The 15,530-nt window shown below is 71.6% G+C and carries 15 protein-coding genes; 13 read left to right on the plus strand and 2 right to left on the minus strand.

All coding sequences use genetic code 11. The features are described from left to right. The first annotated feature begins 43 nt into the window (after positions 1-43). The 12 genes from BMZ45_RS18935 to BMZ45_RS18990 all read left to right on the plus strand — a co-directional run bounded on the left by BMZ45_RS18935 (position 44) and on the right by BMZ45_RS18990 (position 10,586). Positions 44-634, plus strand: coding sequence for a hypothetical protein (locus tag BMZ45_RS18935; RefSeq protein ID WP_091638094.1), 591 nt, complete (start codon positions 44-46; stop codon positions 632-634). Between the two features lie 15 nt (positions 635-649). Then, positions 650-1,255, plus strand: coding sequence for a hypothetical protein (locus BMZ45_RS18940; RefSeq protein WP_217643246.1), 606 nt, complete (start codon positions 650-652; stop codon positions 1,253-1,255). Beyond that, positions 1,252-1,869, plus strand: coding sequence for a cob(I)yrinic acid a,c-diamide adenosyltransferase (gene cobO, locus BMZ45_RS18945; RefSeq protein ID WP_056182434.1), 618 nt, complete (start codon positions 1,252-1,254; stop codon positions 1,867-1,869). The genes BMZ45_RS18940 and cobO overlap by 4 nt, the downstream gene beginning before the upstream one ends. A 3-nt stretch (positions 1,870-1,872) precedes the next feature. Further along, the gene (locus BMZ45_RS18950) at positions 1,873-3,186 is read left to right on the plus strand and encodes a cobyrinate a,c-diamide synthase (protein WP_091638095.1); all 1,314 of its coding nucleotides are present in this window, start codon (positions 1,873-1,875) and stop codon (positions 3,184-3,186) included. Between the two features lie 23 nt (positions 3,187-3,209). Then, a complete protein-coding gene (gene cbiB / locus BMZ45_RS18955) occupies positions 3,210-4,121 on the plus strand; it encodes an adenosylcobinamide-phosphate synthase CbiB (RefSeq protein ID WP_217643247.1) in 912 nt (303 codons plus the stop codon). A gap of 35 nt (positions 4,122-4,156) precedes the next feature. Then, the gene (gene cobD / locus BMZ45_RS18960) at positions 4,157-5,155 is read left to right on the plus strand and encodes a threonine-phosphate decarboxylase CobD (protein ID WP_091638096.1); all 999 of its coding nucleotides are present in this window, start codon (positions 4,157-4,159) and stop codon (positions 5,153-5,155) included. Continuing rightward, a complete protein-coding gene (locus tag BMZ45_RS18965; protein WP_091638097.1) occupies positions 5,152-6,642 on the plus strand; it encodes a cobyric acid synthase in 1,491 nt (496 codons plus the stop codon). The genes cobD and BMZ45_RS18965 overlap by 4 nt, the downstream gene beginning before the upstream one ends. Beyond that, positions 6,630-7,151, plus strand: coding sequence for a bifunctional adenosylcobinamide kinase/adenosylcobinamide-phosphate guanylyltransferase (gene cobU / locus BMZ45_RS21870; protein ID WP_091638098.1), 522 nt, complete (start codon positions 6,630-6,632; stop codon positions 7,149-7,151). Before BMZ45_RS18965 ends, cobU begins: the two co-directional genes overlap by 13 nt. A 38-nt stretch (positions 7,152-7,189) precedes the next feature. After that, positions 7,190-8,221, plus strand: coding sequence for a nicotinate-nucleotide--dimethylbenzimidazole phosphoribosyltransferase (gene cobT / locus BMZ45_RS18975; RefSeq protein ID WP_091638235.1), 1,032 nt, complete (start codon positions 7,190-7,192; stop codon positions 8,219-8,221). Beyond that, positions 8,218-8,787, plus strand: coding sequence for a histidine phosphatase family protein (locus BMZ45_RS18980; protein ID WP_091638099.1), 570 nt, complete (start codon positions 8,218-8,220; stop codon positions 8,785-8,787). The genes cobT and BMZ45_RS18980 overlap by 4 nt, the downstream gene beginning before the upstream one ends. After that, positions 8,784-9,527, plus strand: coding sequence for an adenosylcobinamide-GDP ribazoletransferase (locus tag BMZ45_RS18985; protein WP_091638236.1), 744 nt, complete (start codon positions 8,784-8,786; stop codon positions 9,525-9,527). The genes BMZ45_RS18980 and BMZ45_RS18985 overlap by 4 nt, the downstream gene beginning before the upstream one ends. A gap of 105 nt (positions 9,528-9,632) precedes the next feature. Beyond that, positions 9,633-10,586, plus strand: coding sequence for an AraC family transcriptional regulator (locus tag BMZ45_RS18990; protein ID WP_175489155.1), 954 nt, complete (start codon positions 9,633-9,635; stop codon positions 10,584-10,586). Positions 10,587-10,593: 7 nt separating this feature from the next. On the opposite strand, the gene BMZ45_RS18995 is transcribed toward BMZ45_RS18990, so the two are convergent. Together BMZ45_RS18995 and ybaL are read right to left on the minus strand one after the other, a co-directional pair. Then, positions 10,594-11,274: a YceH family protein gene (locus BMZ45_RS18995; protein WP_091638101.1), complete on the minus strand. Its 681-nt coding sequence runs from the start codon at positions 11,272-11,274 to the stop codon at positions 10,594-10,596. Positions 11,275-11,362: 88 nt separating this feature from the next. Continuing rightward, on the minus strand, positions 11,363-13,054 hold the full coding sequence (gene ybaL, locus BMZ45_RS19000) for a YbaL family putative K(+) efflux transporter (protein WP_091638102.1): 1,692 nt from the start codon (positions 13,052-13,054) through the stop codon (positions 11,363-11,365). Between the two features lie 287 nt (positions 13,055-13,341). Between ybaL and BMZ45_RS19005 the strand changes: the two genes are divergently transcribed. Next, positions 13,342-15,210: an ABC-F family ATP-binding cassette domain-containing protein gene (locus BMZ45_RS19005; protein WP_091638237.1), complete on the plus strand. Its 1,869-nt coding sequence runs from the start codon at positions 13,342-13,344 to the stop codon at positions 15,208-15,210. Positions 15,211-15,530 lie beyond the last annotated feature (320 nt).

Raw genomic sequence — 15,530 nt, forward strand, 5'->3', positions numbered from 1 at the left:
CGCTTTCGCCGCCACCGTCCCGTCCACGCCACCGAGGCCGCCGATGAACGCTCCCAGCCGATCCGTCTACTACAGTCTGTTCACCGCACTCGCCGCGGTCATGGTCGCCACCCGCTTCCACCACTTCGGCGACGCGCTGCACCTGCCCGATGCGTCGATGGCGGTGTTCTTCCTCGGCGGCCTCTGGCTGCGCAAGCACCTGGGTTTCGTCGCTTTCCTGGTGCTGGCGGTGGCGATCGACTGGATCGCGATCCAGGCCCAGGGCAAGAACTTCTTCGAGCACTACTGCGTCACGCCGTCGTACGCCTTCCTGCTGTTGGCGTACGCGGCGCTGTGGTACGGCGGCCGCGCCTATGCGCAGCGGCTGCAGGCGACCCCGCGCGCGCTGTTGGGCGCGCTCGCGGTCGGCCTGGTCGCAGCCTCGGTGTCGTTTCTGATCTCCAACGGCGCGTTCTACTGGCTGGGCGGACGCTACGAGGATCCGAACCTGAGCCAGTACCTGGCGCGGGTGTGGCAGTGGGGGCCGCTGTTCGTGCGCACCACTCTGAGCTACATCGCGGTGGCCCTGGCCGCCTATGCGCTGATCGCGCGCGTTCTGCCGGTGCGGGTCGCGCCGCGCGACGCCCAGGCCTGATCGAGGATGACCACCATGACCGCAAGCCCCACGCATTCCCTGCCGCTGAGCTCGTCGCGCGCGCAGATCCTGGTCGGCGTCGCTCTGGCGGCGCTGATGATTGCCACCCGCGGCCAGCACTTCGCCACCATCGACCGCCTGCCCAGCGCGTCGTGGGCGATCTTCTTCCTCGCCGGCGCGCTGTTGCGGCCGATGTGGATGCTGCCGCTGCTGTTCGTGCTGGCCTCGCTGCTGGACATCGTCAGCCTGGCCTCGGGCACGATCGGCGACTGGTGCCTGTCGCCGGCGTACTGGGCGCTGGCGCCGGCCTACGCGACGCTGTGGCTGGCCGGTCATTTCTACGCCCGCATCCACCGCGATCGCTGGACCGCCCTGCCGCGCCTGGCGCTGGTACTGGCGGTGGCCGCGTTCGCGACCTATGTCTTCTCCGGCGGCGGCTTCTACTTCTTCTCCGGCCGCTACCCGGATCCCACGCTGGCCGGCTTCGCCGCGCGCATCGGCCAGTACTATCCGCGTAGCCTCGGCACCCTGGCCGGCTATGTCGGCACCGCGTTCGCGCTGCTGGCGATAGTCCGCGGCATCGGCGCCCTACGTACCGCCCAGCAGGGAGCCCGCGCATGAGCGACACCGTCCCGACCCAGGAAGAACGCCACCGCGAACGCATGCAGCGCAAGAAGGAGCTGGTCGATCGCAAGATCGCCCGCGCCACCATCGAGCGCGGCGTGCTGGTGGTCAACACCGGCAACGGCAAGGGCAAGAGCTCGTCCGGCTTCGGCATGCTCGCGCGCTCGCTGGGCCACGGCTTCCGCTGCGGCGTGGTGCAGTTCATCAAGGGCAGCTTCTCGACCGGCGAGGAAGCCTTCTTCCGCCGCTTCGAGGGCGACCAGCTCGCCTACCACGTGATGGGCGAGGGCTTCACCTGGGAAACCCAGGACAAGGCGCGCGACATCGCGGCCGCGCAGGCGGCCTGGGCCAAGGCCGCGCAGATGCTGGCCGACGAATCCTGCGACTTCGTGCTGTTGGACGAGCTCAACATCGCGCTCGCGCATCGCTATGTCGAACTCGACGCCGTGCTGGCCGCGGTCGCCGCGCGCCCGCCCTTGCAGCACGTGGTCATCACCGGCCGCGGCGCGCCCGACCGCCTGATCGAGGTCGCCGACACGGTGACCGAGATGCGTGTGGTCAAGCACGCGTTCCAGGCCGGCATCAAGGCCCAGAAAGGCATCGAGCTCTAAGCCATGACCGCAACGCACGCAGCGCAGGCCGTACGCCATTGTCCGGCCCTGCTGGTGTCCGCGCCGGCCTCCGGCCAGGGCAAGACCAGCGTCACCGCCGCGCTCGCGCGCTGGCATAGCCGTCAGGGCCGCCGGGTGCGGGTGTTCAAGACCGGTCCGGATTTTCTCGATCCGATGGTGCACGAGCGCGCCAGCGGCGCGCCCGCCTATCAGCTCGATCTGTGGATGTGCGGCGAGGACGAGGTGCGCGCGCGGCTGTACGAAGCCGCGGGCGAGGCCGATCTGATCCTGGTCGAAGGCGTGATGGGCCTGTTCGACGGCAAACCCTCCAGCGCCGACCTCGCGCTGGCGCTGGGCCTGCCGGTGCTGGCGGTGATCGACGGCTCGGCGATGGCGCAGACCTTCGGCGCGCTAGCCGTGGGGCTGGCGCGCTACCGCGACGGCCTGCAGGTGCATGGCGTGGCCGCGAACCGCATCGGCAGCGCCTACCACGCGCAGTTGCTGCGCGAGAGCCTGCCGGCGTCGCTGCATTGGCTGGGCGCCTTGCCGCGCGATCCCGCGCTAGCCCTGCCCGAGCGCCATCTGGGCCTGGTGTCCGCGGGCGAGCTCGGCGATCTGGACGCGCGCCTGGATGCGCTGGCCGACGCCTGGGCCACGCATGCCGAGGCCACGCTGCCGCCGCCGGTCGCGTTCGCGCCGGTCGAATCCGCCGCCGTGCCGGCGCTGCCGTCGGGCTGGCGCGTCGCGGTCGCGCGCGACGCCGCGTTCTGCTTCCTGTATCCGGCCAACCTCGATCTGCTGCATGCGGCCGGCGCGGAGCTGCGTTACTTCTCGCCGCTGGCCGGCGACAGCCTGCCCGACTGCGATGCGGTCTGGTTGCCCGGCGGTTATCCGGAACTGCATCTGGCGGCGCTGTCGGGCAACCGGGCCCTGCGACGCGACTTGCACGCCCACCGCGATGCCAGCAAACCCCTGCTGGCCGAATGCGGCGGGCTGCTGTACCTGCTCGACGCGCTGACCGATAAGGACGGCGAGCGCCAGGCCATGGCCGGCCTGCTCGCGGGCAGCGCCGCCCTGCAGCCGCGACTGGCCGGCCTGGGCATGCAATCGGTGAGCCTGCCGGAAGGCGAGCTGCGCGGTCATACCTTCCACTACGCGCGCGCCGAGATCGCCGCCGAGCCGATCGCGCACGCGGTCAATCCCAATGGCGGGCCCAGCCGCGAGGCGGTGTACCGCGACCGCCGCATGAGCGCGAGCTTCGTGCATTTCTACTTCCCGTCGAATCCGACGGCGGCGCTGCGCCTGCTGCAGCCGTGAGCGCCGTGCTCGCCGTCGCCGCGATGTGGGCCGCGCTGCTGCTGGATCGCGTGCTGGGCGAACCGCGGCGCGCGCATCCGCTGGTCGGCTACGGGCGCCTCGCGCAGGCGATCGAACGCGCGCTGTATCGCGACAGCCGCGCGCGCGGCGTCATGGCCTGGCTACTGGCGGTGTTGCCGCTGACCCTGTGCGCCGCGGCGTTGCAATGGGCGACGCTGCGGGTCTCGCCGTGGCTGGCGGCGCTCTACTCGGCCGGCGTGCTGTACCTGTGCGTGGGGCTGCGCAGCCTGGACGAGCACGCCGCACCGGTGGCGCGAGCGCTGCGTGCCCAGGACCTGGCGGCCGCGCGCGCCGCGGTCGGACGCATCGTCAGCCGCGATACCCAGGCCCTGGATGCCGAACGCGTGGCCGCGGCGGCGACCGAGTCGGTGCTGGAAAACGGCAACGACGCAGTGTTCGGCGCACTGTTCTGGTTCGCGTTACTGGGCCCGGCCGGCGCGGTGCTGTACCGGCTGGCCAATACCCTGGACGCGATGTGGGGCTACCGCACCGCGCGCTACGAACGCTACGGCTGGGCCGCCGCGCGCAGCGACGACGCGCTCAACTATCTGCCCGCGCGCCTGACCGCGCTGACCTACGCCGCGCTCGGCAACGCCGGCGCGGCGCTGCGCTGCTGGCGCAGCCAGGCGCCGGCCTGGGACAGCCCCAACGCCGGCCCGGTGATGGCGGCCGGCGCGGGCGCGCTGCGCGTGCGCCTGGGCGGCGCGGCGCCGTATCACGGCGTCTGGGAGTCGCGCCCGCTGCTGGGCGAGGGCGACGCGCCCGACGCCGCGGCGATCGTGCGCGCGCAGTCGCTGGTACGGCGCGGCGCGCTGTTGTGGCTGTGCGTACTCACTCTGATCGCGGCGGTGGCGACGTATGTCTTCAACTACTGATCGCGTGCCCGCACCGCCATCCGGAGCCTCCACCCATGCTTGAGCACGGCGGTCGTCTACTGCGCGCCGCGCAGCGCTACGGCATCGCGCCCGCGGACTGGCTGGACCTGTCCACCGGCATCAACCCCGAGGCTTGGCCGGTGCCGGCGATCCCCGCGCGCGCCTGGCATCGCCTGCCCGAGGACGAGGACGGCCTGCACGCGGCCGCGCGCGAATACTACGGCGCGCCGGAGGTGCTGGCCGTGGCCGGTTCGCAGGCCGCGATCCAGGCCTTGCCGCGCTTGCGCGCGCAGGCCCGAGTCGGCGTGCTCGCACCCGGCTACGCCGAGCACGCGCATGCCTGGCGCCAGGCCGGGCATGCGGTCGAGCTGTGCGAGTCGGAGCGCTTGCTCGCGCAGAGCGAACGCTACGACGTCGTGGTCCTGATCCATCCCAACAATCCCGGCGGCGAGCGCTACGAGCGCGCGACCCTGCTGGACCTGCACGCGCGACTGGCCGCGCGCGGCGGTTGGCTGTTGATCGACGAGGCCTTCATCGACGCCACGCCGGAACGCAGCCTCTGCGCCGATAGCGCGCGCAGCGGGCTGATCGTGCTGCGCTCGATCGGCAAGTTCTTCGGCCTGGCCGGCGCGCGCGCCGGCTTCGTCTGCGCCGCACCGCCGCTGCTGGCCGCGTTGCGCGAACGTTTGGGCCCGTGGACGCTGAGCGGTCCCAGCCGGCATGCGGTGCAGCTGGCGCTGGCCGACCGCGACTGGCAGGCGCGCATGCGCGGTCGCCTGCTGGCGCAGGGCGAGCGTCTGGGCGCCGTGCTGCGCGCGCGCGGTTTCGCGCCCGACGCCGGTTGCGCCTACTTCCAGTGGCGGCGTTGCGAGGATGCCGTCGAGCTGCACGAGGCGCTGGCGCGGCGCGGCATCCTCACCCGTTTGTTCGAGACGCCGGCCAGTTTGCGCTTCGGCCTGCCCGGCGACGACGCGGCCTACGCGCGCCTGGACGCGGCCCTGGCCGAGATCGCCGCCGCGCGGAGCGCCGCATGAGCGCGTGCGTGCTGATGGTGCAGGGCTGCACCTCCGACGCCGGCAAGAGCGCGCTGGTCACCGCGCTTTGTCGCTGGCTGCAACGCCGCGGCGTACGCGTGGCCCCGTTCAAGCCGCAGAACATGGCCCTGAATTCGGCGGTGACCGCCGACGGCGGCGAGATCGGCCGCGCCCAGGCGGTGCAGGCGCAGGCCGCCGGACTGCCGCTGCACACCGATTTCAATCCGGTGTTGCTCAAGCCCAACAGCGACACCGGCGCGCAGGTGATCCTGCACGGGCGCGCGGTCGCCAACATGGACGCGCGCGGCTACCACGACTACAAGCGCGTCGCGATGCAGGCGGTGCTGGCCTCGCACGCGCGCCTGGTCGCCGGCTACGACGCGGTGATCGTGGAAGGCGCGGGCAGCCCGGCCGAGATCAACCTGCGCGCGGGCGATGTCGCCAACATGGGCTATGCCGAGGCGGTCGACTGCCCGGTGCTGCTGATCGCCGACATCGATCGCGGCGGCGTGTTCGCTCATCTGGTCGGCACCCTGGCTCTGCTGTCCGAGAGCGAACGCGCGCGCGTGGCCGGCTTCGTGATCAACCGCTTCCGCGGCGATATCGCCTTGTTGCAGCCCGGATTGGACTGGTTGGAGCGCGAGACCGGCAAGCCGGTGTTGGGCGTGCTGCCCTATCTGCAGGGCCTGCACCTGGATGCCGAGGATGCGCTGCCGCGCGCACGCGAGCGCAAGGCCGGGGCCGCGCTGCGGGTGGCGGTGCCGGCGCTGCCGCGGATCAGCAACCACACCGATTTCGATCCGCTGCGCGCGCATCCGCAGGTCGAGTTGCATTACGTCGGACCCGGCGAAACGCCGCCGGCCTGCGACCTGATCGTGCTGCCGGGCTCCAAGTCCACGCGCGCCGATCTGGCCTGGCTGCGCGCGAACGGCTGGGAGCAGGCGATCGCGCGCCATCTGCGTTACGGCGGCAAGCTGGTCGGCATCTGCGGCGGCCTGCAGATGCTGGGTCGCGCGGTGCACGATCCGCTCGGCATCGAGGGCGCGCCCGGCTCCAGCGCCGGCCTGGGCTGGCTGGATCTGGAAACCACGCTGGAGCCCGACAAGCAGCTGCGCAACGTCGTCGGCCGGCTGGCGCTGGACGATGCACCGGTGCGCGGCTACGAGATCCATTGCGGACTCAGCCAGGGCCCGGCGCTGACGCGCGCCAGCGCGCACCTGGACGACGGCCGCAGCGACGGCGCCCGCTCCGAGGACGGCCAGGTGTTCGCGACGTATCTGCACGGGCTGTTCGACGAACCCGCCGCATTGACCGCCTTGCTGCGCTGGGCCGGACTGGACGAGGTCGAGCGCGTGGACATGCACTCCTTGCGCGAAGCCGGCATCGACAGACTGGCCGATGCGGTCGAAACCCACTTGGATACCGCCCGCTTGGCCGCGCTGCTCGGCCTGCCGGCCACGACCGGAGCCGCGCCATGCGCACCCTGATCCTCGGCGGCGCGCGCTCGGGCAAGAGCGCCCTGGCCGAGCGCCTGGCCGCACGCAGCGCCGACGTGGTCTACATCGCGACCGCGCAGGCGCGCGACGGCGAGATGGCTGCGCGCGTCGCCCATCATCGCCAGCGTCGCCCCGCGCAATGGTGCACCCTCGAAGAACCGCTGGCGCTGGCCGCCGCGTTGCGCGAGCACGCGCGCGAAGGCCGTTGCGTGCTGGTCGACTGCCTGACCCTGTGGCTCAGCAATCTGCTGGACGAAGCGCAGGCCGCGGATCGCTACGAACGCGAGCGCGAGGCGCTGCTGCAGAGCCTGCCCAGCCTGCCGGGCGAGATCGTGCTGGTCAGCAACGAGGTCGGCCTGGGCGTGGTGCCGCTGGGCGAGCTCACGCGCCGCTTCGTCGACGAAGCCGGCCGCCTGCATCAACACCTGGGCACGCGCTGCGAGCGCGTGCTGTTCGTCGCCGCGGGTCTGCCGCTGGCGCTCAAAGGAGATCTGCCTTGAACGATATCGCTACCCCGTCGCCGTCGCGCGACTGGACCCTGGACGCCTGCGCCGTCGCCGATCCGGACTGCGCAGCGCAGGCCCTGGCGCGCCAGGCCCAGCTGACCAAGCCGCCGGGTTCGCTGGGCGCGCTGGAAGCGCTGGCGGTGCGGCTGGCGGCCTTGCAGCATCGCCCGCATCCGCGCGTGGAGCGGGTCTGGATCAGCGTGTTCGCGGCCGACCACGGCGTCGCCGCCGAGGGCGTGTCGGCGTTTCCGCAGGCGGTGACCGGCGAGATGGTGCGCAACTTCGCCGGCGGCGGCGCCGCCATCAGCGTGCTCGCGCGCGCCCTGGGCGCAACCCTGGACGTGGTCAACCTGGGCACGGTCAACGACCCGGGCGAGATCGCCGGGGTGCGGCGCGCGATCGTCGCCGCCAGCAGCGCGAATTTCTGCGAGCGGGCGGCGATGAGCGAGGCGCAGCTGCAGGCGGCCTTGGACGCGGGCGCCGACAGCCTGCGCCTGGCGCGCGCGGACGGCGCGCAGCTCTACATCGGCGGCGAGATGGGCATCGCCAACACCACCGCCGCGACCGCGCTGGCCTGCGCCTTGCTCGGGCGCGCGCCCGGCGAACTCGCCGGCGCCGGCACCGGCCTGGATGCCGCCGGGATCGCGCACAAGGTCGCGGTGATCGAGCGCGCTTTGGCCCTGCATGCCGGCGCGCACGATGCGCGCGAGCAGGTGCGGCGTCTGGGCGGTTTCGAGATCGCGGCCCTGAGCGGCGCCTTCATCGCCGCCGCCCAGGCCGGCGTGCCGGTGCTGGTGGACGGCTATATCGCGACCGTGGCCGCGCTGGCCGCGACCCGGCTCAATCCCGGCGTGCGCGAGTGGCTGCTGTTCGCGCACCGCTCGAACGAGCGCGGACACGGCCTGTTGTTGCAGGCGCTGGACGCGCAGCCGCTGCTGGACCTGGGCATGCGCCTGGGCGAAGCCAGCGGCGCGGCGGTGGCGGTGCCCTTGCTGCGCCTGGCTTGCGCGCTGCACGAAGGCATGGCCACCTTCGCCCAGGCCGGCGTGTCGGAACGCGCATGAGCGCGACCGCGATCGAGCTGCTGCGTCACGGCGACACCGGCCAGCGCAGCTACCGCGGGCGGCTCGACGATCCGTTGTTGGAGCTGGGCTGGACGCAACTGCGTGCGGCCGTGGTCGGCCGCGACTGGGACGCGATCGTGTCGTCGCCCTTGCGGCGCTGCGCCGAGTTCGCGCGCGAGCTCGCCCAGGTGCGCGCACTGCCGCTGCGCCTGGACGCGCGCCTGGCCGAGTACGACTTCGGCGATTGGCAGGGCGTGCCCATCGAAACCCTGGCGACCGAGCAGGGCGAGGCCCTGGGACGCTTCTGGGCGGACCCGGTCGCGCATCCGCCGCCGGGCGCCGAACCCTTCGCGGCCTTCCAGTCGCGTCTGGTCGCGGCTCTGGACGAGGCCGCAGCGGCCTGGCCTGCGCGGCGCGTGCTGGTGGTGACCCACGGCGGCGCGATCCGTCTGCTGCGTTGCGTGCACGAAGGTCGCGGCTTCGGCGACATGGCCGGCATCGACGTCGCGCACGCGTCCTTGCATGCGCTGCAATGGAGCGGCGCGCACCGCGCCGGGTCGGCCTGATGCGCGCCTGGCTGCACGCGATCGGTTTCCTGACCCGACTGCCGGTGCCGGCCTCGGTGTTCGAGGATGCGCGTGCGAGTTCGCGTTCGCTGATCTGGTATCCCTGGGTCGGCGCGATCGTCGGCGGCTTGCAGTGTCTGCTCGCCTGGGCCTTGCAGTCGGCGCCGCCGTTGCTGGCGGCGGCGTTGCTGCTGCTGGTTTGGGTACTGCTGACCGGCGCGCTGCATCTGGACGGCCTGGCCGACAGCGCCGACGCCTGGATCGGCGGCATGGGCGCGAGCGCGGCCGAACGCCGCGAACGCACCCTGACCATCATGAAGGACCCGCGCAGCGGCCCCGCCGGCGTGGTCGCGCTGGTGCTGGTGCTGCTGCTGAAGTTCGCCGCGCTCGCCAGCCTGCCCGCGCCGGCCTGGGCGGCCCTGTTGCTGGCGCCGGTGCTGGCGCGCGCGGCGCTGACGCTCGCGTTCGTGAGCACGCCGTACGCGCGCAGCGGCGGGATCGGCAGCGCACTGGTCGATGCGCCGCGCGCCGCGGCGGTCGCCAGTCTGCTGCTCAGCGCCGCGGCCTGCGCGCTGGCGGGTTGGCGCGGCGCGCTGGCGCTGGCGGTGTCCGCGGCGAGCTTCTGGCTGTGGCGCCGCGCCTGCCTGCGTCGCCTGCAAGGCATGACCGGCGATACCTGCGGCGCCCTGGCCGAAGCCATCGAGGCCGTGGTGCTGGTGAGCCTGGCGCTGTCGTACTGAGATCGCCCGACACGAACCGGGCCGCGCGAGAGCGCAAGATAGGAACCGCCGCCGGCGCGGGCGGCCGCCATGCTGGCGACCGACTCCCGACCCAGGTGCACGCCGATGGCCGCCGACTCCGATGCCCCGCGTTCCGAACCCCAGGCCACGCGCAGGGCCGATCCGCAGCGCGTAGACACCCGCGACGGCTATCGGCGCCGCATCGAGCGCGCGGTCGCGCTGATCGAGCACGCGATCGCGCAGGGCGAGGATCCGCCGGAACTCGCGCGCCTGGCCGAAGCCGCGGCGTTCTCGCCCTTTCATTTCCATCGCGTCTACCGCGCCATGACCGGCGAGACCAGCGGCCAGACCGTCGCGCGCCTGCGCCTGCTGCAGAGCCTGCGCCTGCTCGCGGGCGAGGGCCGCAGCATCACCGACACCGCGCTCGCGGTCGGCTACCAGACCCCGCAGGCCTTCAGCCGCGCGTTCCGCCAGGGCATCGGCGGCACGCCCAGCGAGCTGCGCGCCGAGCCCGAACGCCTGCGTCGCGAGATCGCGCGCCTGGCGCGGCCGCCCGGCGCCGCGGCCGCGGCCGCGCCGCTGCGGGTCGAAGTGGTCGAGGTCGATCCCTTCCAGGTGCTGGCCTTGCGCGTGACCGGCGGCTATCCGCAGCAACATCATGGCTATGAGCGCCTGTTCGGCTGGGCCGCCGAGCACGAACGCATGGAACAGCTCTGTGGCCTGTATGGCGTGCCCTGGGACGACCGCCGCGACGTGACCGAAGCCGATTGCGCGTTTGACTGCATGATCGCCTTGAGCGCGCCGTTCGAGACCGAAGGCGAGGAGTTCCGGCGCGTGTCCCTGGGCGGCGGGCGCTATGCGCGCCTGCGTCACGTCGGCCCGTTCGACGGCCTGGAAGCGCTGACCGACGCATTGCTCGCGCAGTGGCTGCCCGACAGCGGCGAACGCCTGCGCGATGCGCCGCTGCACCACGAGTATCTGGACGATCCCGACGAAACGCCGGCGGCGGCGCTACGCACCGATATCTACCTGCCGCTGGCCGCGAATCCTGCAGCCTGAGTCGGGCTCAGGCGCCGGCCGCGTCCAGTCGCGCTTCCAATTCGGCGATCCGCGCTTCCAGCGCGGCCACGCGTTCGGCCAGCGCCGATCCGCCACCGCCACCGCCGCGGCTGTCTTCGTCGCCATCGCCGCTGGATGCGTGCCACACCGGTTCGCCGCTGAGCAGGTGGCCGTAGCGGTCCTCGCGCTGGCCGCTCTGGCGGCCGAGCAGGCGCACCAGCGGCGGCGACTGCTGGGCCAGGCGTTCCAGCGCGTACTGGACATCGCCGACGTTGTCGAACTTGGCCATGCGCTCGCTGCGCGACAGCAGTTCGTGCAGGGTCTGCGGGCCGCGCAGCATCAGCAGGGCCAGCAGCGCGGTCTGCGGCCGGGTCAGATCGAGCAGCGTGCCGGCGCGGTGCGAATAACGCTCCGAGCGGCCGGTGTGCTGCGACTTCACCCAGCCGCGCGGTTCCAGGCGGCGCAGCACGTTGCCGACTTCGCCCTGTTCCAACTGCATCGTCGGTTCGCGCGCGGTCTTCTGGTTGCAGGCCACGACGATGGCGTTGAGGGTGAGCGGGTAGACGTCGGGCGTGGTGGCTTCCTTCTCGATCAGGCAGCCGATGATGCGCGCCTCGACCGCGTTGAGCCGCGCTTCGGGCGTGCTGTCGGCTTCGCCGGCGGGGGTGGGGCTGTCGGTCTCGCTCATGATCGCTCGCTGCGGGTGCTTGGGGGTGTGCTTCGGTATATCGCGCTTTAGTCGCCGATGCGGTCCTGCTCCGATCGTCGCGGATCGCTCAGACCAGCGCGGTGGACGGCGGCAGGTGGCGCTCGCCGCGGTAGATCGGCGCGGCCAGCACCATTTCGGCCAGGCTGTGCGCGAGTTCGCGCTCGGCCATCACCGCGCCGTCGGCGCCGTGCTCGATCAGATGGCGGACCTCGTTGTCGCTGTGGGCGCGCGCGACGATGCTCAGGCCGGGGTTGATCGCGCGCAGTTTGGCGATGATCTCGCCGGCTTCCAGCGCCTGCGGGATCGCCAGCATCACCGTGGTCGCGCGCTCGGGCACGGCCTCGCGCAGCACGCGGTCGTTGACCGCGTTGCCGAGGATCGCCGGCAGGCCGGCGGCGCGCGCCTTGTCGATCAGGCTGTCCTCGCCGTCGATCACCACCAGCGGCACGCGGCGCTCGGTCAGCAGGCGTGCCAGCTCGCTGCCGACGCGGCCGTAGCCGATCAGGATCACGTGATTGGCGATATCGGCCGGCACCGGCGGCACCACCGGATCGACCGCGGCCTCCTGCAGGGCGGCCGCTTCGCGCGCCTGCTTGCGGTCCAGCCAGGCGAACAGCAGCGGATTGACCACGATCGAGAGCAGGGCGCCGGCCAGGATCAGGTCCTGGCCTTCCTGCGGCAGGATCTCCAACTGCAGGCCGAGGCCGGCGAGGATGAAGGAGAATTCGCCGATCTGGGCCAGGCTGGCCGAGATCATCAGCGCGGTCGGGCCGGGCTTGCCGAACGCGCGCACGATCGCGTACGCGGCGATGGATTTGCCGACCACGATGATCGCGAAGGTCGCCAGCACCGGCAGCGGCTTCTCGATCAGGATCATCGGATTGAACAGCATGCCGACCGAGACGAAGAACAGCACCGCGAAGGCGTCGCGCAGCGGCAGGGTTTCGTTGGCGGCCTGATGGCTGAACTCGGATTCGTTGAGCAGCATGCCGGCGAAGAACGCGCCCAGCGCGAACGAGACGCCGAACAGTTCGGCCGAACCGAAGGCCACGCCCAGCGCGATCGCGAGCACGCACAGGGTGAACAGTTCGCGCGAGCCGGTGCCGGCCACGCGCTCCAGGATCCACGGGATCACGCGCCGGCCGACGATCAGCATCACCGCCACGAAGGCGCCGACCTTGGCGAAGGTCTTGAACAGCGCCGCCCAGACCTCGCTGGGGTCGCCAGCCTCGCCCTTGATCACGCCGGCCAACGCCGGCAGCAAGACCAGCGCCAGCACCATCGCCAGGTCCTCGACGATCAGCCAGCCCACCGCGATCCGGCCCTTGACGGTCTCGACCAGGCGGCGCTCTTCCAGCGCGCGCAGCAGCACCACGGTGCTGGCCACCGACAGCGCCAGGCCGAACACGATGCCGGCGCCGTGCGACCAGCCCAGGAAACGCGCCAGCGCCCAGCCCATGGCGGCGGCGGCGGCGATCTGAACCACCGCGCCGGGCAGGGCGATCGCCTTCACCGCGAGCAGGTCGCGCATCGAGAAGTGCAGGCCGACGCCGAACATCAGCAGGATCACGCCGATCTCGGCCAGCTGCGGCGCCAGGGTCTGGTCGCCGACGAAACCCGGGGTGAAGGGGCCGGCGATGATGCCCGCGATCAAATAGCCCACCAGCGGCGACAATCGCAGGCGTTGCGCCAGCGCGCCGAAGATGAACGCCAGTACGAAGCCGGCGACGAGGATCGCGATCAGGGAGGTGTGATGCATCGGATCTCCTGTCGTGTCGGCTTCCAAGAATGTGGGCCGATACCCGCCGATGCAAGCAGCGCGACGAAGTTGGGGCCCGAAATACGGCCGTAACCGCGGTGCGAGCGCCGATTCGGCAAGCGCTGCCGCCCGTTGTCGAACAGCCTAATCCCTCGCCGCGACGGCTGTGCGAACAGGGGCGAAGACGGCCGATTCGGCCCGGGTCCGGGCCGCAAATCCGCCTCCGCGGCCGGATCCGCACGCGATCGTGCGGGCGGCAATGGCCTCGGTCCCGCTACACTATGCGCATGATTGCCTTCCGTGATTTCGCCCTTCGGCGCGGCGAACGCCTGCTCCTGTCCAAAGTCGACCTGACCCTGCAAGCCGGGTGGCGGGTCGGCGTCATCGGCCGTAACGGCACCGGCAAGTCCTCGCTGTTCGCGGCGATCCAGGGCGAGCTGGAGTCCGATCTGGGCAACCTGGACATGCCCAGCCGCGTGCGCATGGCCAGCGTGGCCCAGGAAACCCCGGCGCTGGACGATCCCGCGCTGGACTTCGTGCTGTCCGGCGACGCCACCGTGTACGAGGTGCTGATGGCCGAGCGCGCCGCGGTCGAGCGCGAGGACTGGGAGGCTGTGGCCGAGGCCCACCACCGCCTGGAGGAGCTCAACGGCTACGACGCCACCGCGCGCGCCGGCAAGCTGCTGCACGGCCTGGGCTTCTCGCCCGACACCCACGAGCGCGCGGTCAAGGAATTCTCCGGCGGCTGGCGCGTGCGCTTGAACCTGGCGCGCGCGCTGATGACGCCGTCGGACCTGCTGCTGCTGGACGAACCCACCAACCACCTCGACCTCGACGCGGTGCTGTGGCTGGAGCAGTGGCTGCTGAAGTACCCGGGCACCTTGATGCTGATCTCGCACGACCGCGAGTTCCTGGACGAGGTCACCACCCACACCCTGCATCTGCACGACGGCAAGGCCAAGCTCTACACCGGCGACTACACCGCCTTCGAGCGCCAGCGCGCCGAGCACCTGCGCCTGCAGCAGATCACCCACGAGAAGGCCCAGGCCGAGCGCGCGCACCTGCAGAGCTTCATCGACCGCTTCAGCGCCAGCGCGGCCAAGGCCAAGCAGGCGCAGTCGCGGGTCAAGCGCCTGGCCAAGATGGCCGGTACCGAGGCGGTGCGCGCCGAGCGCGTGCTGCGCATCGATTTCCCCGAGCCGCTGAAGCTGCCGCACGCGCTGCTGCGCCTGATGCACGCCGACTGCGGCTACGGCGACCACACCGTGCTCAACCAGGTCGGTTTCATCCTCGAGGCCGGCGACCGCGTGGCCTTGCTGGGCCCCAACGGCGCCGGCAAGTCGACCCTGGTGAAGTCGCTGGTCGGCGAGCTGGAACTGCTCAGCGGCGAGCGCGGCGGCCATCCGGATCTGCGCATCGGCTACTTCGCCCAGCACACGGTGGAATCGCTGCGCGAAGGCACCACCGCGATCGACCACCTGGCCGACATCGCGCCGGGCGTGGCCACTCAGCAGCTGCGCGACTTCCTGGGCAAGTGGAATTTTCCCGGCGACCGCGCCTTCGAGAAGGTCGATTCCTTCTCCGGCGGCGAGCGCGCGCGTCTGGCCCTGGCCCTGATCGCCTGGCGCCGCCCGAACGTGCTGCTGCTGGACGAGCCCACCAACCACCTCGACCTGGACATGCGCGAGGCTCTGGCCGAAGCGCTGAGCAGTTTCGACGGCGCGATCGTGCTGGTCTCTCACGATCGTCACCTGATCGGCCTGGTCTGCGACACCTTCTGGCGCGTCGCCGACGGCGTCGCTCAGCCCTTCGACGGCGATCTCGACGCCTATGCGGTGTGGCTGCGCACGCGCGACAGCAGCAACGACGGCAAGGCCGCGGCCAAGGCGATCGCCGCGGCCGCCGCGGCGGTGGTGCCGGAGGCGCCGCCAAGCAAGCCGCGCGCCAAGGTCAATCCGCACAAGTTGGCGCAGGCCGAGGCGCGCGTGGCCGAGTTGGAATCCAAGTTGCGCACGCTGGACATGGATCTGGCCGATCCGACCAAGTACGTCGGCGGCGGCGACAACGCGGCCGAGCTGGCGCGCAAGCGCGAGGCGGTGGCGGCGGAGTTGGCCCAGGCCGAGGCGGAGTGGTTGGCGCTGTACGACGCGGCTTGAGGTTCGCGGGCGGGTCCCTTTCTTCTGCTCCTGCTCCTAGCTCCCTCCTTTGGAAAAGGGTGAAGCCGTGCGGCTTACGAACCGCAGGTTCGTGCACGGCTGAACGCCAGCAGGCTCTTGCTCTTAGCTCCCTCCTTTATCAAAGGAGGGTTGGGGAGGATTTGCTGTTGCTGTTGCTTCGTCGGCTCGGTCCGAAGGTCAACGACTTCCGCCTGCTGCGCATGCGGGTCACCTCCTCTTGCTTTTAGCTCCCTCCTTTGAAAAAGGAGGGTTGGGGAGGATTTGCTTTGCCTTGCTATCGCTTCTTCTGACCGAAGGTC

The organism is Lysobacter sp. cf310 (assembly GCF_900114355.1).
GTDB lineage: Bacteria > Pseudomonadota > Gammaproteobacteria > Xanthomonadales > Xanthomonadaceae > Lysobacter.